The organism is Paenibacillus sabinae T27 (genome assembly GCF_000612505.1).
GTDB classification, from domain to species: domain Bacteria; phylum Bacillota; class Bacilli; order Paenibacillales; family Paenibacillaceae; genus Paenibacillus_AQ; species Paenibacillus_AQ sabinae.
The window spans coordinates 3,527,723-3,547,187 of the sequence record NZ_CP004078.1; the positions used below are offsets into that span (position 1 = coordinate 3,527,723).

Sequence of the window (19,465 nt, forward strand, 5' to 3'; positions counted from 1 at the left end):
TCACCCTTTCGTCAAATGTCTTAGGAGTGTTCTCCGCCATCCTCGCCGGATGAAGCATATAGTCCGGAACGGAAACGGAACCACTGAAAAATATGCGTCGCCACAACCTTCAGCACGGCGTAGCCAGGCACGGCAAGAATGATGCCGACAACGCCGAACATTTTGCCGAAGAACACAATGGCGAAGATGATGGTAATCGGATGAATCTTGAGCGTTTTGCCCATAATCTGCGGAGAGATAAATTTGCCTTCGATCAGCTGAACGGCTGTCCAGACAACGATCATCTTAAGCAGCATCAGAGGCGAGGTGACCAGCGCCACGATAAGCGCAGGCGTAATCGCTATGGCCGGGCCCAAATAAGGAACCACAGCCGTACAGGCCGCCACGATCGCCAGCACCAGCGAATATTCCAGCCCAATGATCAGGTAGCCGATATAGAGCAGCGCGCCGATACAGCAGCTTACGATAATCTGGCCGCGGATATAGGAAGAGATCTGCTGATTCATCTCGGACAGAACCATCCGGGTCTGGGGCTTCAGCGCGTCGGGCACAAGCCGCAAAATATAATCAGGCAGCCGTTTCCCGTCCCGAAGCAGATAAAAAAGAATGAGCGGGGTCGTCACGATCCCCAGCACAATCTCGGTCAGCGCCCCGACAAAGTTGCCGACACTGTTCAGTGCGTTATGCAGAAATGTGGTCAGCCATGTCGTAATGCGGTTGGTCACCGTGCCTAACTCGGCCCCCGTGTTCTGCTGCAGCTGATCAAACAGTTCGCTGCCCGTCAGATGGGCAAGTTCATCCTGGATTTTCGAGCTGTACCGGGGAAAATTGTCAATCAGACCCAGCAGCTGTCCCCGGATAATCGGAGTAACCGTCAGTAGAATGACGGTGATCACGCCGGCAATAAACAGATACAGCACGATAATGCCGTAAGTGCGCTTCACCTTGCTCTTCTTCTCCAGCCGGTCCACCAGCGGGTTCAGCAGGTAATAGGCCACGCCCGACAAGATCAGAGGCAGCGCCACCGTGTGAAGCAGCACCGACAAAGGTCTAAAAACGAACGGTATCTTGGCGAATACGAGCACGTTAAGTCCGATTAACAGCAGCACCAGCAGAAAGACGACGAATTTATTGTTGAGAAAAAAATTGCGGAATTTATCCGGCCAGAACTGCAACCTTTGCATCCTTCAGCCTCCCACTTTGCGAGTAATTCGTCTTAACATGACGCCGTCAGACGTTCCTTCTTGCTAGCATAGTCAACTTGACTTGGACAAGTCAAATTAGGCAGACCCTTTTTTTGCAAGAAGCGTTCGTTCAGCGCTTGAACCGCAGATCCGCAATCCTCCCCGCGCCTTTGAAGCCGATGGACCGATAGACTTTATTGGAATCGGGATTTTTGACATCCGCGTAGAGCATCGGCGTTAGGCCGTCCCGCAGGCAATAGTCGGACAAGGCGGCCACAATGGCGCTTGCATATCCTTTTTTCCGCGCTCCCGGGACCGTGTACACATCATTGATTCGGGCATGCCGCGCTGTGCGGTGGGCGATTCTCGCAATGGATACCGTTTCGCCGCCCTCCTGCCAAAGATACAGCCCTCCCGTGCCGATCGCCGCCGTCGCCGCTTTATACACCTCGCTTGGCTGGGGCTTGACATTAAAGGCTTCTATCGAAAAAGCGGCCAAATAGGCCGCGATCATCTCCGTATGCCGCGAGTTCGCGCGTTCCAGGGTTCCGCTAACATCTGCCGGAGGCTTGACTTCCGGGCATGCATACGCTTCCAGCATCATGTAGGGTTCAGGCTTCAGCCCGCGGCTTCCCGTATAATAACGGGCAAAAGATTCCGAAATCTCCAAATCACCGGATATGCCGGGAAAGTCATGCGAAGACACTTGTTCCGCCAGCCCGCGGAGCAGCTCGTCCTCCCTTTCCTTCGAAAGCCCTGGAGCGATCCACAGCCAGGGATTGAACCCCGGGGTTTGAGCGAATATCAGCTCGTTGCTGTCATTTTTTATCCGCAGGGCCTCAGGAGAACTGCAGATGAGATGAAGCAGGTTAAATCGGACCTCGTCTTCCAGAAACGGACTTCCGTTCAATACGTGATCCCTGTCGGCAAGCTTTACGAACATCCGGTCCACTCCCATCATTTCCTTTTATATCCTAACCTCTTTCGATCATAATCCCGAACGTCATAAAAAGAAACCCGCGGCGGCAAAATAGCCGGAGCGGGTTGTCAGGCGCCTGTCCCATTTCGGAATCCGTTACACCTTGGCTGCTTTTCCTCCTTTTTTCTTCCCCTTGGTTCCCCGTTCGCTTGACGCTGTCATACCGTCTTCTCCGAAGGTGTACATCCGGTTTTCTTCGGGCATCTCATCCTTCAGCACTGCTCTGACCAGGGCCTTGCCGAGCTTCGGCGACATCTCCCCGTACCAGACGCCTTCGGGATAGGCAACGATTACCGGAGCGTCGTTGCACCGGCCCATGCAGCGGGTCAGCGTCGGATGAATCCGGGCTTCGGCCCCCTGCTTCTCAATTTCCTCCTCGATCGTCTCCAGAATGTCTTCCCCTCTGCGCTTCTTGCAGCTGCTTCCCCCGCAGACCAGCAGATGGCATTTCGTTCCTTCGAGATTCCATGTCGTCATGACATTCACTCCTCTCTATAACGTTTATACCCCGTAGACACGGGTAATTCAATGAATAACGGGATGGACATACGATATAATATATTCAGCATATGTCCGCCAATCTTGCAATGCAAGGAGGAACAGGATTTATCATGAAAACCAAAATTATCTGTACCATCGGACCCGCTTCCGAATCGATTGAAACGCTAAAGGAAATGATTGCGGCCGGCATGACGGTCGCCCGCCTGAACATGGCGCATGGAGAGCTGGAGGAACATTCAGCCCGAATTCGCAACGTGCGGCAGGCCGCGTCCGAGCTGGGCACTTTTGTGCCGATTATGATGGATATCAAGGGGCCCGAGGTACGGATCGGGAAGCTGAAGGAAGAGTTCTGCGTCCTGAAGGCCGGGGAACCGCTCATTCTGACCACCGAAGAAATCCTCGGAGATGCGCAGCGCATCTCCGTTAACTATCCCGATATGACCGCGGTTGTGAAGCCCGGGGACCGGATTCTGATCGACGACGGGCTGATCGACCTGACCGTAACGGGAGTGCAGGGTCACGACATCGAATGCCTGATTGTCAGCGGCGGGAACCTGAAGCCAAGAAAAGGCGTCAATCTTCCCGGCATCCGCACGACTCTGCCCGGCGTCACCGAGCGGGATATCAGGCATATCCATTTCGGGCTGAAGGAAGGCGTTGAAATGATCGCCGCTTCATTCGTTCGCCGGGGCGACGATATCCGGGAAATCCGCAGCATTCTGGATGCTAACGGAGCTGATCATGTGCAGATTATTTCCAAGATCGAAAATCATGAGGGCATGACGAATCTGGACGATATTATTGAGGCGTCGGACGGCATTATGGCGGCCCGTGGCGATCTTGGCGTTGAGGTACCGATCGAAGATGTGCCGATGCTGCAAAAGGAAATGATCGACAAGTGCAACAAGGTCGGGAAGCCCGTAATTGTAGCGACGCATATGCTGGAGTCGATGCAGATCAATCCGCGCCCGACCCGCTCGGAGGTCAGCGATGTGGCGAACGCTGTGCTGCAGGGCGCCGATGTTGTCATGCTGTCGGGTGAATCGGCTGCGGGGAAATACCCCGTGCAGTCGGTTCGCACCATGGCGGCCGTCGCCGCAAAAGCCGAAACGATGATCGACTATAAAAACCGGTTCATCCGGGGCTTTGAATGGGACAGCGAGAGCATTACCGAGGTGATCAGCCGCAGCGCCGTCAGCTCCTCGCTGATTCTGGGTGCCAAGGCGATCATCGCGGCGACCGAGAGCGGCTTCACCGCCCGGATGATCTCCAAGCACCGGCCGCAGGCGCCGATTATCGCCGTTACGCCGCACCGGGAGGTCCTGCCCAAGATCTGCCTGCTGTCGGGCGTCATCCCTGTCCTGGGCGATCCGGTATCCACGACCGACGAGATGTTCGAGTCCTCCGTCAAGGGTGCGATAAAGACGGGAACAGTCTCCGCTGGCGATACCGTTGTGCTGTGCGCGGGCATCCCGATCTGGAAGACGGGAACAACGAATCTGGTTAAAATCCAGCAGGTCTAACCGGGAACAGCCCCTGGTGTATAAGATTTAGAAAAACAAAGCGGCCGCCGGGGACATGAACCGTAGTCCCGAACGGCCGCTTGTTTTTTGCCAATTAGGCTTTATTGGAGGAAACGGATGACAAATTTCAATGAAGATGACAAACGATTTGAGCAATTGGTATGCAGGATGGAGCCCCATGGAAAACTGCTCTCCGTACGGGAGATGACCGGCGGCGTATCCGCCCGGGTGACAGCGATTGAAATGGTGTTGGACAGCGGCCAAATCGCGACCAGGATTGTCCGCCGGCACGGTGAAGCCGATCTTAAGCGCAACCCGGGAATCGCCGCAGCCGAATTCAAGCTTTTGCAGGTGCTTCGATCCGAAAGGCTTCCTGTGCCGGAGCCTTATTATTTAGACGAGTCGTGCAGCATTTTTCCGCAGCCATATTTAGTTATCGGGTATGTGGAGGGCGAGACGGATCTCGAGCCCGCCAATATAGAGACTTATCTTCTCCAAATGGCTGAGAATCTGGCGGCTATCCATCAAGTGGATTGTCCATCTCAGCGCTTGCCCTTCCTGACCCGACAGGAGGAACTGGCCGCCGAAATACTGGATCAGGATTCCGTACAGACTGACGATTCTCTAAATGTAAGTAGGATCAGGGAAACCTTAACAGCGGTCTGGCCCTTAAAACAGACAAATCAAACGGCCCTTCTGCATGGAGATTATTGGCCGGGAAATATTTTGTGGAAGGACGGCAGGCTGGCGGCCATTATCGACTGGGAAGACACGGCTTTGGGCGACCCTTTGGCTGACCTTGCGAATGCCCGGCTGGAAATGCTTTTTCATTTTGGAATAGACGCCATGAATGCGTTCACCCGCCAGTATCGGTCGCTTATGACGGGCATTGATTTCTCAAACCTGCCGTACTGGGATTTGTATGCCGCTTTGCGCCTGTCCAAATTTACCGAATGGGGACTGGGCCCTGATACCATGGAGACGATGCGGGAAAGACACCGCTGGTTTGTGACCGAATCCTTACACATTATGAAATAATTATGCCGCTTGGGCGCATTCTCATATTGAAGGTTCCGGGCATATCCTATATAATTCAGTACAATATAAGCCGCTATTATCTATAGCCTTCGAAAGGAACTGAATAACGTCATGACAGAAAAGCTTAGAGCCGGTATCGTCGGCGGGACCGGGATGGTCGGCCAGCGCTTCATCGCTCTTTTGGAAAATCATCCGTGGTTTCAGGTTACGGCAATCGCTGCCAGCGCGAACTCTGCGGGCAAAACGTACGAAGAATCGGTAAAGGGCAGATGGAAGCTTTCCACCCCAATGCCTGAAAGTGTTAAACACATTCCCGTTCAGGACGCTTCGCGCGTAGAGGAAGTTGCCGCCGGGGTTGACCTGATTTTTTGCGCTGTTGATATGAAGAAAAATGAGATTCAAGCGCTCGAAGAAGCATACGCGAAAGCGGGCGTGCCTGTGATCTCGAATAACTCCGCCCACCGCTGGACGCCGGACGTGCCAATGGTCGTTCCGGAAATCAATCCGGAGCATCTGGAGGTTATCGCTGCCCAGCGCAAGCGTCTCGGGACCGAAACCGGGTTCATCGCCGTTAAGCCCAACTGCTCCATTCAGAGCTATGTGCCGATGCTGAACGCCCTTCGCGGCTTCAAGCCGACACAGGTCGTCGCGAGCACCTACCAGGCGATTTCCGGAGCGGGTAAGACCTTTACCGATTGGCCGGAAATGCTGGACAACGTCATCCCTTACATTGGCGGAGAAGAAGAGAAGAGCGAGCAGGAGCCGCTGCGCATCTGGGGTACCGTTGAAGACGGCCAGATCGTAAAAGCCTCCGCTCCGCATATCACGACACAGTGTATCCGTGTTCCGGTTACGGACGGCCACCTGGCTACCGTATTCGTCTCGTTCGAGAACAAGCCTTCCAAGGAAGACATTCTGGAAAGCTGGAAGAATTACAAAGGCCGCCCGCAGGAGCTTGAGCTGCCGAGCGCGCCGAAACAATTCATCACGTATTTCGAAGAAGAGAACCGGCCGCAGACGAATCTGGACCGCGACATTGAGAACGGCATGGGCATTTCCGCCGGACGCCTGCGCGAAGATTCGCTGTACGACTTCAAATTCGTCGGCCTCTCCCACAATACGCTCCGCGGCGCCGCTGGCGGTGCCGTGCTGATCGCCGAGCTGCTGAAAGCCGAAGGATACATTACCAAACGGTAAGCAAGTCTAAAGCATATTAAATGCCCGTCTCCTGTTTGCAGGAGGCGGGCATTTTGCGTTTATATGACATTAGAAAACGAAGTTCAAGACTGCGGTTCACTACTCGTTAATTAATTGCTGCCTTTCCTCATTGTCCACTATCAGTGCTCTTCATTTCTCCTCGTTTTCAAGTCAGATCGGGAAATGGCGATTTTGCTGAAAACCTCTACTTTGGCATCAGCGAAATGACTGTTCCAATCTTTCTTCGCGGTCTTAAACTGACGGTAGTGATAACGGTTCAGACACTCACCGAATCCAAAAATATCCACACCGAACTCTCTTTGTACCCGGTCAATTGTGGCTTCAACCTGTTCGTTCAGGAAATCAGACTCCTTAAGCTCAAGCTCTCGATACCCGGCCGCAGTATCAAGCGGCAAATCCGTATCGATGCTGCTAACATGGCCTTCCCCTACGATGCTTATCTTTACGTTCGGACGTCCGTCTTTTAACGTTACATCCATGGCTGTATGCATCGGGTTCATCCGAATCGTCGCGACACCTTTGTCAGAATCAATTGGAACCGCAAAACTCGTTCCTTCGATCTCATCTCTAACCAGGTTTAGCAATCGTGTATCGGACACAGAGAGAAAACCTATGAGTTTGTCTTCACTGAACACGGCGGAACCTACACACCTGTCGATTGCCTTGGGCGAAGACGATTTTGTTCTTTCGCTGCTCTTGGCCTCCTTGATATCGCCTTGCACGGTAACCGCACCGAGAACAGGTTCTCTCCCTTCCCTCAAGATCGCTTCTGTATAATCGAACAATGTGCTTTTCGGAGTACCTCCCCAAGTACGATAAAAATGACCGATCTGCTTCTTAAGTTTCCAGCTCGCGTACTGCCCACTGGGATACATGATCTTTAGTACATCCGAAGCGGATGTATCCTTTGCGATCAACAACAAAACGTCCTCCCGTACAAACCGGGATCGCTGAAGGTCATCTATAATCTGATTAAGTCCTTTGCGTGCGATGCTTTCATCCACGATAACCATTTGGATATGGGAGTAAATGATCATCCGTTCAACCATCTCGTTCATGCGGGAAGACGCCTCACTGATTGATTTCCCCTCCAGGGTATACAGCAGGGTAGCAGGCCCCCCATTGCCGCTTTGTACCCGCTGCGCCTCGGCAGGATTCAACACTTCCATGGTGAGCTTTAACAATCCATCCTTCCCGGGCTCAATGGCGATTCCGGTCAACATCGAAGACTGGCTAACCTCAACCCAATCCCAGCAGCCACTTTGAAGCAGGCACACGACTGTCGTCATGATGAGAAGCAAGCCTCTACGAATCATTTCACTCCCTCTTTCTCTCCAGATTTGTAAGGCTGGATGTTAGATAGGCAATCCCAAACGCTTCGATGCGTGACAAATGAATCAACAGAAACGCGCTCCCAAGGAACACACCAAATAAACCTAGAACGGAACCGAGTACAATAAACCCGTAACGAAGTAAACAAATTCTTGCACCAAAACTGTAGACTGGCGATACAAAGCCTGAAATGATCGATAACGAAACGACGATAATGCTGATATTCGATACGAACCCGGCCAAAACCGCCGCCTGTCCAAGCACGAGTGCACCCGCAATCGAGATGGATTGCCCAATAATACGCGGCATTCTGGTTCCTGCTTCCCTTAGGATTTCAAATGTGATCTCAAGTACTAAAATCTCTAACACTGCCGGAAACGGAATGCCCTGCCGCTGGGCGGCAATGCTCGTGAGCAACATTGTCGGAATAAGCTCCTGATGATAGCTCGTGATCGATACATAGACCGCTGGCAAGCAAAGTGAGATCAGAAAGGTCAAATAGCGCAAGCACCTGTTAAATACACCGAATGATAACCTTTGGTAAGCATCCTCAGGCGATCTAAAGTAATCCTTGAAAAACGAGGGAACCATCAGTACAAACGGACTGCCATTTACGATAATGGCGATCCGCTCTTCCAGCAAACCTTCGCAAATGGTATCTGGGCGCTCGCTATTATAGACAGTGGGGAACAGCGAAAGCTCCTTCTGCCGGAACAGAGATTCAAGGCTGCTGGAATCGAAAAGACGATCCATCTTGCTGTGCCGTAATTGCTCGCGGATTTGGTTCAAGACGCCTGTCTCAACTTGATCTTCCAGATATGAGAGGTAAACGGCCGTCTTTGTTTTCTCGCCAAGTTCATACTTTTCGAAGCGAAGCTTTTGGTTCTGAATCCTCCTCCGAATTAAACTGATATTGGTATCGGCTGATTCCGTGAATCCATCCTTAGGGCCTATGGCTACACTCTGCGTAGTCGGTTCGGCAACAGCACGCATTTCGAGTTCTTTAACATCAATCATCAGAATTTCCGTCATGCCGGCAATATACAGACAAGCATAACCTTTCATCACTAACATCGTGAAATTCCCAAGATCATTCGTTGTCTCGGTGCTCAAACCAACCAAATATTGCTCTCGAATACGATCGAGCCACTGGTCCTTGCTCGGCGTGTCCAAAGAATTACCTGCAATGATGAGTGGTTTTATGACATTGTCCATCATGAAAGCAGTATTAGTCATCGAGGTTAAATAGCTTAATACCCCCTCCTCTCCAAAAATCCGTATCATAACGGATGCCAAGTCAGAAGTCGATCCAAAGCAACGTTTGATTTCCTCTTTTACGGACTCCATATTTATGTCGGCACTTGGCGTTTTTTCGTTCGTTGTCATAGCTCTTCTCCTTTCAGATTACGAATCCAAACAAGAAGCAGAGTGGCAACCGGGATCGCCAGCTGCATCGGAATATGCAGCCAGAAGATGACATATTTCAAACCTTCCTCTACATGTTCGGCATAATTGTCCGTAACCAAGATGGAATAGCCTCCTATAAGGATCGCACATGGAAGCGAGAACTTTGTATAGCTTTTCTTGAAAACATACGCGGCCCCCTTAGTGCCCGCGTACAAAAAGATCGAGCATTTTAACAGGACACTAAAGAAGATAATGAACGCCACTAACGCATCCATGCGCGTAATAAAGTCGGCAATATTGATTTGCCTGGCTGCGTCCAATAATGCAAAGACCGAGAATCTCATGTTTTCCTTCCCGAGTGTACAGATCTGCAGCAGGCTAGAGAAGGTCAGCACGATGCAACTGCAAATCATCGAGGCTAATCCAAGCTTTCGAAATTGGCGCGGTTCCCCCAGACCATTCAAAAAGACGAGAAACACGACAATTTCCCCATAAGGGAACCATATCGTGCTGTTCCATGTAGCATTGAGGACCGGTGAGATTCCTTTGGAAAGTAATGGGAGAAGGCGTTCCGTATCGACTGAACCGCTGACCCCGAGAAGAACGGCCAGTATGACAAAGAAAAGGATAACCATGCTCGAAATCGGGATGGCTATTCGGCCAATCGTTGGCAGTCCGCCGGATGAAGCATAGGCAATGAGGAAACTAAAGAGGAGAATGAGCAGCTCCTCGGGCGTATTCGCGAGAAGCGTTGTCTTGATTAACTCAATCATGTCGCGTATGTTCCGGGAAGCAATATATAAAAAATAGACGGTATAACCCAAAATAAGAAGCCGGCCCAGGAATCGGCCCCAAGTCTCATATAGAAGCGAATACAGGTCGGTGCTCTTCCCAGCCACTATCAAATACGTATAAAACATGAGCAAAGCGCATGAAGGAACTAGTGATATGAGGTCGACAAGCCACGTGTCCTCAACCAATCTGGGCGTGCCGAAAATGAGCGAGGTACCGAGCAGAAAGACGAACATTATCGTAAATGTATGAAAGGGTTGAAGGCGGGTAGTTATCATTACGTGCTCATCCCCTTTTTCTCGATGGCCTGAAGGCTAAACGTTTTATGAACGAGGTGTTCTTCAAGTCAGACCATCCCGCCGTAAAGAGAGCAACTACGAGAATCCAAGCAGCCGAAGAATGTGAAGGTGTGGAGAACAACTGAAACAGCGCCGATGAGAACGACAAACGGTACACCAGGGTGTCCAGCAATACCAGCAAGATTGTTCCCATAAACGCTAAAATGAAAATGCCTACCGTAATCAACGATATCCCTCCCATTTCCCCGAATTATTGTTAATGTGTTCATTCGAACCCAATATTATGTAACTGAAAAATACTCATTAAACCTCTTGTTATTAATTTAATTATCCTGCCCGTTCTGAACAAAGGCAGCCAATCACTTTGATTCGCTGCCTTCGCGTTTTATTTAATTATTTGTCTTTCCGCTAGTTTAATCTTAGCAGGACCATGACCCCACGTGGAGTTCCTTAAACCTCTCTGTAACGTTTCCATTAAGCTTAATCACCAAAAGGAAATGATTCACTAAATTTGAATATCGCAACCATCAAAAGGCAGACCACTTTCAATAAGTTTAACCGCATAGTTGATTGCATTCCGTTGCTCCACTGTAAGACGACTCTCATTACCATCCCATTCACCTAACCACCAGAAGAAAGAACAAATATTCCGATACTCCATAAACATGGGGATTGTCTGTATCCAGTATTCGGAGAGATGATTTTCTTTACCGTAACCCATTAAAAATTCACGTAAAAACAGTTGAGCAAACTCATTTTTAGCTACACGTTCATCTTTTTGCACTCCCCACCAGACGGCATGAGCGGCAGCAATAGCAATGTCTAATGAAAACCAGCCATAGATACTGTCGTCAAAATCAAAGACGGTTATTTCACTGTCGTCAATAAAAAAATTATAAGGGTGGAAATCATTATGAATCAGTCCAGACGAGTCTCTATCCCTTGGGAGTAAATGAATCTTCTTCTCCATAGAGATCAATTTTTCGAGGAGTACATTGAAACTTCCGCGCTGCAGATGAGGGTTATTGATGGTCTTTATGCTCCAGCAGTCTCTTTTCACAAGAACGTCTGATGCTCCGTAAGATTTCGATAGCCGATGCATTCTCCCCATGGTTTCTCCCCAATTCCTGAATACCTTTGGCCCCCAATATTGTTCATCGTTTTTATCAAAAAAGCGGCCTGGAGCCGCGTAAAAAGCTGTTGCAATATAACACTTATCTCCATCATGGTAAACTGCCGTTAGTTGATTATCTCTTGTTTGGATTGGTAATGATGCACGTAAACCGTTCTTCACCAAATAATAAACCCAATCCACCTCAGCCCTTATCTTCTCTACGTATTCCTGTGGTTTCTGAGATAACCGTAAGATATAGGACAGATCACCCTTGGTAAACCGGTAGACTTCATTTGTTGAGTTGCTCAGGAAGACCAACGTTTCTACATTAAATTCATAAGATTTTGCTGCTTGAAGCAATATCCTCGAGCTTGCCATTAAGAATGCCCCCATCTATTAGAGTCGCCCGGCCAGGTATAACCAAACAATATATGAAAATTCTAGAAAGATATAGACTTATCTTTTTTCCAAATAAACTCATAATTAGATGAGGAGTTATTTTCTCTTCTACTAACTAGATAGTCATATGATGTGCTAGGACAGTCCCTCACTTAACCGTATAGGGAAAAAAAATCGGACCAAAATGTATTGGCCCGATCTTTTATTGGAGTTATGCTTTTCAGGACAACGCGTTCGGCCTAACCATAATTTCGCTGACTAGCGTGTCATCAGGTTCATTAATGGCAAACGCAATGGCTCTGGCAATACTGTAAGGAGAAATCCCTATGCCGCTTATTTGATTGGCGATCGTCTGCACTTCCGGGCTGGTGCAGTCGTTTTTTACAGTAATAATCTATATGGAGGGATATTCATGAGCGAGTTTAGTCAAAGCTATCATCTGCGAGCGAACAGCAAAGATGATGCTGTATTGCTTTTAAACCGCGCTGGAAAACATGGTTATGTATTCGAATCAAAGGAAGGCTGGGTGACCTTCGTTACGTCTGACGCGGATTTTTCGGCGGACGAAGTCATCGTCGCCAACAATCAGGGAATATTACTGCATTATGTTTATGCCGAAGATCACGGATGGGAGCTTCTCATTTTTAACAAACAAGAAATGGTCAGTGGGTATAGCTGTTCTTGGGGTGAAGAGTTCGAGATTCAGATGGAACAATTTGACCTGGGTGTAGTTGAAGGCCTTGTACTGGAGCAGGGTAAACCCGCTGGTGATCTAGAGTCGCTGTTTCAAGTTGCTGATGTTGAGGAACTATTTTCCTTAGATCCCCATCTCGCCTATCAGGTTGCGGACCTACTGGGACTTACCCATTATGCATGGGTGTCGTACGACTACATAAACGCTGACCCAGAATTTTTTAAGGAAGCCAGCAAGGTATAATAAAGAAAGTCCTACCGATTGGTGGGACTTTCTTTGTTTTCTCTATCCGAGGGAGCTCAACGATGGTTGACAAGATATAAATCGTTTGCACTTATACCCTGCTTACTTTTTAAACCAAATGGGGGGGGGTATTTGGCATGCTTATTTTTCACTATACTATAGAAATTCTCTTAACTTTCCTGGGAATTTTTACATGCTATTAGCTGTTATAGCTTACGGGTTTGCCGGTGAATCCATATATCCTATAACATAGCAAAGGATACTGTATCATCGCGGAGAAAGACTAAAAATACGACCACTCAGGTTCCCTAAGACTAGGAGAGACTGGATAAAGCAGAAATCTAGCGGATTATAAAGGATGAGGATGCGAGCTTGGTTTGTTAGCATATTGGGATATGAGTGAATAAAACCGATTGGAGGAGTTAAAACGATGCCAGAGGTTAATCAACGCGACCATTATTTCGATAATGTGAAGTTTGTCTTGATTACGTTCGTGGTCATCGGCCATGTACTCGAACCCCTTTATTCAACAAGCGAGTCCGCGAAGGCCTTGTACAACTTCATTTACTTTTTTCATATCCCGCTTTTTGTTTTTATAACGGGTTACTTTTCCAAGAAATCGGGGAAGCTTAGCCCCTATCTCGTTCTGTACATCATTTTTGAAACGCTGTATACGCTCCTGGATTATTATCTGAACGGCCGGGCAAACCTGAAATTCACCTTCTTTCTGCCCTATTGGATAACCTGGTACCTGCTTGCGGTTACTTTATGGAAAATCGCCCTGCCGTATTTTACAAAATTAAGGTATCCGATCCTGTTTGCTAGCTGCCTTGCGGTATTGGCCGGCTACGCTTCAACGGAACTGGGGTATAATTTGTCATCGCTCCGGGCGGTCAACTTCTTTCCATTCTTCCTGGCAGGTTACTATATGAAGCGGAAATACTTCTGTTATTTATTTAAATGGCCGGTCAAAATGGCATCTGCGTTTATTATGATCCTCACACTGGGGCTTCTATTCCGCTATGGCCAGAACCTCAATTGCGAATGGCTTTGGGGCAGCTACAGCTACTCCAAACTGGGCAGCCCGGAATGGTATGCGGGGATATACAGGGTGGCTATAGCAGCAGTATCGGTCATTTTGTCACTTTGCGTTCTCTCCTTAATCCCAACAGGGCGGACACGGATCAGCGAGCCTGGCATTCGGACGATGTATCCCTTTTTGCTGCACGGTTTCGTATTTAAAATAATGGATCATCAAGGCATCTACCGGTATATCAACACATGGGCGGATCAAACGCTGTTGATTCTGCTTGCCATCGTCATAACCTTTATCTTTTCCATGAAGTGGGTCGAAAAACTCTGCCGGGTGCTTTTCAGCCCTAACTTATCTTATCTGTACAAAAAGAAAAGCTCGCCATTATCGCGGGCGCAGTGACTTTTTTCTTACCACCTGATTTGTTTGATCAACGATTTAATCCGCGTTAGAGCTTCCCGTTAGGGTTAATCGACTATGCTAAAAAAACCTAACTGCTTCATGTTTACTAGTGCGGCGAAGCAGAGAAACTAGCAAAAAAACAGGCATCAAAATGGATATTTCCCTTTACAACTGCTACAAAACCGATCCGGCATCCGTCTAATAAACGAAAGGGGGACGGCCGCAACATGGAGGAAGGCACACAGGTACCCGAGCTGTTCCAGCGCTTGTTCCGGGAGCATTACCCCGGGGTGGCGCGGAAGCTCTATGCGTTGACCGGCGATTATGCGGCGGCGGAGGATTTGGCCCAAGAGGTGTTCCTGCGGCTCTTCCGGAGCCCTCCGGACCGGCTGGAGGCCGTCGGCGCCTGGCTGCACCGGGTGCTGACCCGGGTGGGCTACGATTATTTGAGACAACGGTCGTCTGGCAAGACGTTACTGGAAAAAGAAACCGCCCGCGTGGCGGCTTGGTCGGAAAGCGCCGCCCCTTCGGGAGAGGCGGAGGTCATCCGCGAGTGGGAAAAAGACGTGGTCCGCCGGGTGCTGCAGAAGCTCTCGGACCGGGACCGGACCGCCCTTCTGCTTCGGGAGGAAGGGTACAGCTACGAGGAGATTGCCGTCCGGCTGGAGGTCAAACCGAAGATTGTCGGCACGCTGCTGGCCCGGGCGGAGGCACGGCTGAAGAAGAAATACGGGCAGGAGGAGGAGCAGTACGATGGCGGACGGAACGAAGCGGACCGGCGGTGAGCCGGTTTTTGATACGGATCAGGCTTTGAACCGGTTTGAGAGGTTGACGGCCGGGGAGCCGGTTCCGGCGTTTTGGAGGCAGGCTGAGGAAGACCTGCGTTCGGATGAAACAAGGATCGAGGCACGACTGGAAGGAAATCAAGATAATCATGATAAGGATGGTGCAGTTGAGATGAAGCAGACAGGAGAATTCCGTGTTACAAAGGGGTCCTCGGCTGACCCAGCGATGGGGGCTGTAAGCTCCTCGGCTAGGGCTAGCGGGGCGGACGGCACCTGGCGGACGGAGAGACCGGCCAGGCGCAGGCTTCGGGGACTGACCGCCGGCGTTGCCGCAGCTGTCATGGCCATCGGCCTGTTCACCACCCCTCTGGGGGATCGGGCGCTGGCCGCCATGCTGCAAACGTTCCGCATCCAGCACATGGTTGGAGTCGGGATTTCAGCGGATGACATGGCGGGCATCTCCGGCCTTCTGGACCACGGTTCGCCTGAGGGAGACCGGAGCTTCAACCTGGCCCAATACGGCACCTTGACCCAGTCAAGTGGCGGAGAGACCCGTACCATTACCTGGGACGAAGCGGAAAAACGGATGGGCGCCTCCCTGCTCCAGCTGGGGAACTCCACCGCCCCTTCCTACCAGCCAGCTACCACGCTTACCTTCAACCTGAATGTGAAGGCGGTCAACCGGCTGCTCACCCGTTTGGGCAGCACTACCACCCTGCCCGCCGAAGCGGACGGCAAAGCCATCAGGCTGTACATCCCGGACGGCATCACCACAGAGGGCACTTTGTCAGGCAAGCATGTGCGTCTGCTCCAATTCGGTAAGCCGGATCTGACAGTGGAGAAAGGCATTGATGCATCGACCGTCCGAGAGGCGGTACTGGGGCTGCCCGTGCTGCCGGACAGCCTGCGGACCAAGCTGGCCGCCATCGGCGATTGGCGGAGCACCCTGCCTGTTCCGGCCCATGACGGCGTGACCACCAACCTCCAGCTGGGCGGACATGATGCGGTCATGACCGCGGACAGCGGGAATCGCTATTTGCTCTGGCTTGGTGGGGACCGGATCAGCCTTCTGAGCGGCGATACGAAGGATTTTCCTACGGAATCCGCCTTCCAGCGGGCCGCGGAGGAGCTAGTCCAGCCATGATGATGATTGACACAGCAGAATTGACCAAGACCTACAACGGCCGCGGCGGCTGCCGCGGTATCACCCTGCAGGTACCGGAGGGCTGCATCTTCGGCCTGCTGGGACCCAACGGTGCCGGCAAAAGCACCTTCGTCAAAATGCTGGCCGGCCTCCACCGCCCCGACTCCGGGCGGGCCACCGTACTGGGACAGCCCCTGGGCCGACCGGAGGCACGGCGCAAGCTCGGGTATTTGCCCGAGCTGTTCCGCTTTCAGGATTGGCTGACCCCGGCGGAGGTGCTCCGCTTCCATGGTCAGCTGGGGGGGCTGCGCCCGCAGGAAACACGGGCGCCCTCCTTCCGCAGCCGGGTCCGGGACACCCTGGAGCTGGTCGGCCTCTCCGATGCCGCAGACCGCCGGGTCGGCGGCTTCTCCAAGGGAATGCAGCAGCGCCTCGGCCTGGCTGCCGCACTGCTCCTGGATCCCGAGCTGGTCATCCTGGACGAACCCGCTTCGGCCCTGGACCCCGTCGGCCGCTACGAGATCCGTAGCCTGCTGAAACGGCTCCGGGGCAGGGGCGTGACGATTTTCCTCAATACCCATCTGCTCGAGGATGTGGAGGAGCTGTGCGATGAAGCCGCCTTCCTGTACGGAGGCGAGCTGCTGGCGTCGGGACCGCTGCACAAGCTGCTCAGCGGCACCGGAGATAGCGAGAGCAGCGGTGCCAACTGGCGCTTCCGGCTCGGCGGCTGGCTCCCGGAGACTTGGGCGGAGCTGAACGGAGCGGTCGGCGGCGCCCTCTCCTCCAAATTGCGCCTGGTCGAGGCCGATGAAGACGGCAACGCTCTCCTGACCGCCCGCGTTTCGGACCGGGAACAGGCCGGCTACCTGTGCTCACAGTTCATCCGGAGCGGCCTGACGCTCTACGAATCCGGCCCCGAGCCGAACAGTCTGGAGGCCTGGTTCCTCCGGATGGCCGGGTCCCGCCAGGGAGGTGACCCGCAATGACCATGTATATTTCTGCCACCTTCAAGGAGCTCACCCGAAAGAGAGTGTTTCTGGTCACGCTAATTCTGACCTTCATCTTTCTGGTCCTGTTCGCCTTCGGGGTCCGGGAGCTGACCGGCATGACCGGACAGAACCAGGTCTCCCCCGCCGAACGGTTGATGAACAGCATAGTGCTGATGGTGCTGGGACTTTTTTTCTCGCAATTCCTGGCGGCCTTCTTCGTGCTCTTCTCAACCATGGGAACCGTCACGGGCGAGCAGGAGAACGGCCTGCTGCTGGCCGTCGCCGCCCGCCCCATCCCCCGCTGGAAGCTGTATCTAGCCAAATGGCTGGGCCACGCCGTCTGGATCACCGTATACAGCACAGCCCTGTTCGTTTCCGTGGTCTGGACCATCCACATCCAGGCCGGGTTTCCCATACTGGCGGATGAGATGCTACGAGGCTTAGGGCTATTCCTCTGGATGCCGCTCCTTCTCCTCACGATTACCATGCTGGGTTCGGTCTATCTGCCGATGCTGGGGAACGGCATCTTCTCCGCCCTGCTGTACGGATTTGCCCTCTTCAGCGGGCTGGTTGAAGGGGTAGCGAGCTATGGAGGGGCCCACCCCGCATTGGAAAAATTCTTCCTACTAACCGGGCTGCTCCTGCCCACGGACTCGGTCTACCGAAGAAGCCTCTTCGAGCTTATGGGGGGAGCTGATTGGGCCGGGTTGGCGATAGCTGACATGGGACCCTTTTCCATTTCGAGTGTTCCTTCGAATGCCTTCCTCCTGTATACGGTGGGGTATGCGGCGGTTCTGCTCTTTCTGGGGTGCCGGGCGTTCGGCCGGAAGGATCTGTAGTGCTTGACCCTGAGGAAAAATCATGGTTGATTGGATTAACTAATCTTAAGAAAAGAGACAGCGGCAGCCCGGGACGAGAAAATAAAGTCCTAGACTGCCGCTGCGCTATTTCACTAAAGTATTCCGTACCGATATACCGTTATATGTCGTTATTAATTATTCGATAATCAATTTTTCGTTTGATTTAATAATGTTGACTTTGTTTTTTTCATTCTTAATCTCATTAATAAAGATGCTATATATTACATCATCCTTTTTTGAAAAATATACTCTGTTATAACCATGCTTTAAAAGTGCATTTAAAATATCACTTTCACTAATAAAATTTGATAGTTTCTCATCTTGAATATTATAAAAAGCGAATTCTGATGTACTCCCCACAAAAAGGGAAGGGTTTAGTACCTCTATCCAAACAATGGGTTCAACTTCATCCAGTTGTAATCGACTTATCACTTGCTCCTTAGACATATGCTTATTTAATAATGAAGTTAATTTGTTTTCGCTCTCAGGACTAAGGTTTTTAGTTGATCTCCAAACGGGATAAAAGTCATTGTAACCTTTACGAACAGAATATTTGGTCGATAGCAAGTCTTCATATTCAGTTTTCCGGTGATCTAAATATTTATAATAGGGTTGTAGCTGTGCGATTAAAAAAATAGAACACAATGGTAATAAGAATAAAAGATGCAATTGAGATTTTTTTTCCCTGACAAGAGTTATTATGATACCCGCAAAAGCTAGTGAACCTATAGGAGCATATAACATCGCAGATGTAACAATCAAACCATCAACAAATGGTGTAGTATCTATGATGATTAGCATAATTATTACCATACTTTGAATAATTATACTCAAAAGTGTTATAAGGATTCGCTTTTTCATAATCTCTGTTACTCCTTTTAAATATTACCTGAGTAATCTATTTTAACCTAATCCCCATGGCATTCGGCGTGCATTTTTCATCACAATTCAGGGAAACTTAACAAGAAAAAATAATGGGATAACAGACATGAAAATAAAACTAAGAATTGTCCTTTTGCTACTGTCACTGATACTAATCATAAGTCCCCTGGAATCAAAAGCATATTCGGGAATGCACAATCCTAAGCAAGATTCTACAGAACTCCAAATACAAGACATGCTTATGCTCTTACTAACTCCAGCGATTCAAGACGCAGTCAGCAATTATTACTTAAAATATTTAAAAGAGCCGCCCTTGGTTTATCCGTATCAAATAGATGTGATTCAGATCGAACGAAAAAATGGATTTCGGGGTTTCATGTTTTTATTAACGGTGGAAGTGACGCCTGTTGTAGGACCACATATTTCAGTAGGTATGGATCGTATTACGTTTGAAATATCTGCGGGACCTACCGTTAAGTTGATAAAATATAACCACATAAAAGACTTTGAGCTACCGCCAAATTGGAAGAATACCCTTCGTGAAAAGTAGAGGAACCGCAAAAAACGGGGAACTTAACCCCCTTACCCTTCTTCGGCAAATCGAATAGCCCCAAGCGGATGCTTGGGGCTAGAATAACTGTTGCTTC

General features: G+C 50.5%; 19 protein-coding genes. 10 read left to right on the forward strand and 9 right to left on the reverse strand.

Annotation, left to right across the window (positions count from 1 at the left end; all coding sequences use genetic code 11):
- Positions 1–20 precede the first annotated feature (20 nt).
- The 3 genes from PSAB_RS16265 to PSAB_RS16275 all read right to left on the reverse strand — a co-directional run bounded on the left by PSAB_RS16265 (position 21) and on the right by PSAB_RS16275 (position 2,640).
- Positions 21–1,184, reverse strand: coding sequence for an AI-2E family transporter (locus PSAB_RS16265; RefSeq protein ID WP_025335649.1), 1,164 nt, complete (start codon positions 1,182–1,184; stop codon positions 21–23).
- 130 nt (positions 1,185–1,314) lie between these two features.
- Positions 1,315–2,145, reverse strand: a complete 831-nt coding sequence (locus PSAB_RS16270) for a GNAT family N-acetyltransferase (protein WP_051529785.1) — start codon at positions 2,143–2,145, stop codon at positions 1,315–1,317.
- Positions 2,146–2,259: 114 nt separating this feature from the next.
- Entirely contained in the window at positions 2,260–2,640 is a 381-nt protein-coding gene (locus PSAB_RS16275; protein ID WP_025335651.1) for a (2Fe-2S) ferredoxin domain-containing protein, read from the reverse strand.
- Between the two features lie 131 nt (positions 2,641–2,771).
- On the opposite strand from PSAB_RS16275, the gene pyk reads away from it, so the two are divergent.
- The 3 genes from pyk to asd all read left to right on the forward strand — a co-directional run bounded on the left by pyk (position 2,772) and on the right by asd (position 6,422).
- Complete coding sequence (gene pyk, locus PSAB_RS16280) at positions 2,772–4,187, forward strand: pyruvate kinase (RefSeq protein WP_025335652.1); 1,416 nt, start codon at positions 2,772–2,774, stop codon at positions 4,185–4,187.
- A gap of 117 nt (positions 4,188–4,304) precedes the next feature.
- Complete coding sequence (locus tag PSAB_RS16285; protein ID WP_025335653.1) at positions 4,305–5,225, forward strand: phosphotransferase family protein; 921 nt, start codon at positions 4,305–4,307, stop codon at positions 5,223–5,225.
- A gap of 111 nt (positions 5,226–5,336) precedes the next feature.
- The gene (asd, locus tag PSAB_RS16290; protein ID WP_025335654.1) at positions 5,337–6,422 is read left to right on the forward strand and encodes an aspartate-semialdehyde dehydrogenase; all 1,086 of its coding nucleotides are present in this window, start codon (positions 5,337–5,339) and stop codon (positions 6,420–6,422) included.
- Positions 6,423–6,562: 140 nt separating this feature from the next.
- Here the strand turns inward: asd and PSAB_RS16295 are convergent, their stop codons facing one another.
- From PSAB_RS16295 to PSAB_RS16315, 5 genes are all read right to left on the reverse strand, one after another.
- Positions 6,563–7,759, reverse strand: coding sequence for a Ger(x)C family spore germination protein (locus PSAB_RS16295; RefSeq protein WP_025335655.1), 1,197 nt, complete (start codon positions 7,757–7,759; stop codon positions 6,563–6,565).
- Between the two features lies 1 nt (position 7,760).
- The gene (locus PSAB_RS16300) at positions 7,761–9,161 is read right to left on the reverse strand and encodes a spore germination protein (protein ID WP_025335656.1); all 1,401 of its coding nucleotides are present in this window, start codon (positions 9,159–9,161) and stop codon (positions 7,761–7,763) included.
- Positions 9,158–10,252, reverse strand: coding sequence for a GerAB/ArcD/ProY family transporter (locus PSAB_RS16305; RefSeq protein WP_025335657.1), 1,095 nt, complete (start codon positions 10,250–10,252; stop codon positions 9,158–9,160). Before PSAB_RS16305 ends, PSAB_RS16300 begins: the two co-directional genes overlap by 4 nt.
- A gap of 7 nt (positions 10,253–10,259) precedes the next feature.
- The gene (locus tag PSAB_RS16310; protein ID WP_025335658.1) at positions 10,260–10,499 is read right to left on the reverse strand and encodes a hypothetical protein; all 240 of its coding nucleotides are present in this window, start codon (positions 10,497–10,499) and stop codon (positions 10,260–10,262) included.
- A gap of 279 nt (positions 10,500–10,778) precedes the next feature.
- Positions 10,779–11,765 (reverse strand): phosphotransferase enzyme family protein, encoded by a 987-nt coding sequence (locus tag PSAB_RS16315; RefSeq protein WP_025335659.1) that lies wholly within the window; start codon positions 11,763–11,765, stop codon positions 10,779–10,781.
- A gap of 433 nt (positions 11,766–12,198) precedes the next feature.
- On the opposite strand from PSAB_RS16315, the gene PSAB_RS16320 reads away from it, so the two are divergent.
- From PSAB_RS16320 to PSAB_RS16345, 6 genes are all read left to right on the forward strand, one after another.
- Complete coding sequence (locus PSAB_RS16320; protein ID WP_025335660.1) at positions 12,199–12,723, forward strand: hypothetical protein; 525 nt, start codon at positions 12,199–12,201, stop codon at positions 12,721–12,723.
- A 430-nt stretch (positions 12,724–13,153) separates the two neighbouring features.
- The gene (locus PSAB_RS16325; protein WP_025335661.1) at positions 13,154–14,158 is read left to right on the forward strand and encodes an acyltransferase family protein; all 1,005 of its coding nucleotides are present in this window, start codon (positions 13,154–13,156) and stop codon (positions 14,156–14,158) included.
- A gap of 227 nt (positions 14,159–14,385) precedes the next feature.
- The gene (locus tag PSAB_RS16330) at positions 14,386–14,943 is read left to right on the forward strand and encodes a sigma-70 family RNA polymerase sigma factor (protein ID WP_025335662.1); all 558 of its coding nucleotides are present in this window, start codon (positions 14,386–14,388) and stop codon (positions 14,941–14,943) included.
- Positions 14,912–16,087, forward strand: a complete 1,176-nt coding sequence (locus PSAB_RS16335; protein WP_025335663.1) for a hypothetical protein — start codon at positions 14,912–14,914, stop codon at positions 16,085–16,087. Before PSAB_RS16330 ends, PSAB_RS16335 begins: the two co-directional genes overlap by 32 nt.
- Positions 16,084–17,073 carry an ABC transporter ATP-binding protein gene (locus PSAB_RS16340; protein WP_025335664.1) on the forward strand — a complete coding sequence of 330 codons (990 nt, stop codon included), beginning with the start codon at positions 16,084–16,086 and terminating at the stop codon, positions 17,071–17,073. Before PSAB_RS16335 ends, PSAB_RS16340 begins: the two co-directional genes overlap by 4 nt.
- Complete coding sequence (locus tag PSAB_RS16345; protein WP_025335665.1) at positions 17,070–17,915, forward strand: ABC transporter permease subunit; 846 nt, start codon at positions 17,070–17,072, stop codon at positions 17,913–17,915. Before PSAB_RS16340 ends, PSAB_RS16345 begins: the two co-directional genes overlap by 4 nt.
- 156 nt (positions 17,916–18,071) lie before the next feature.
- On the opposite strand, the gene PSAB_RS16350 is transcribed toward PSAB_RS16345, so the two are convergent.
- Positions 18,072–18,797 carry a hypothetical protein gene (locus PSAB_RS16350; protein WP_025335666.1) on the reverse strand — a complete coding sequence of 242 codons (726 nt, stop codon included), beginning with the start codon at positions 18,795–18,797 and terminating at the stop codon, positions 18,072–18,074.
- Positions 18,798–18,924: 127 nt separating this feature from the next.
- Between PSAB_RS16350 and PSAB_RS16355 the strand changes: the two genes are divergently transcribed.
- On the forward strand, positions 18,925–19,368 hold the full coding sequence (locus PSAB_RS16355; protein WP_038595997.1) for a DUF3888 domain-containing protein: 444 nt from the start codon (positions 18,925–18,927) through the stop codon (positions 19,366–19,368).
- Positions 19,369–19,465 lie beyond the last annotated feature (97 nt).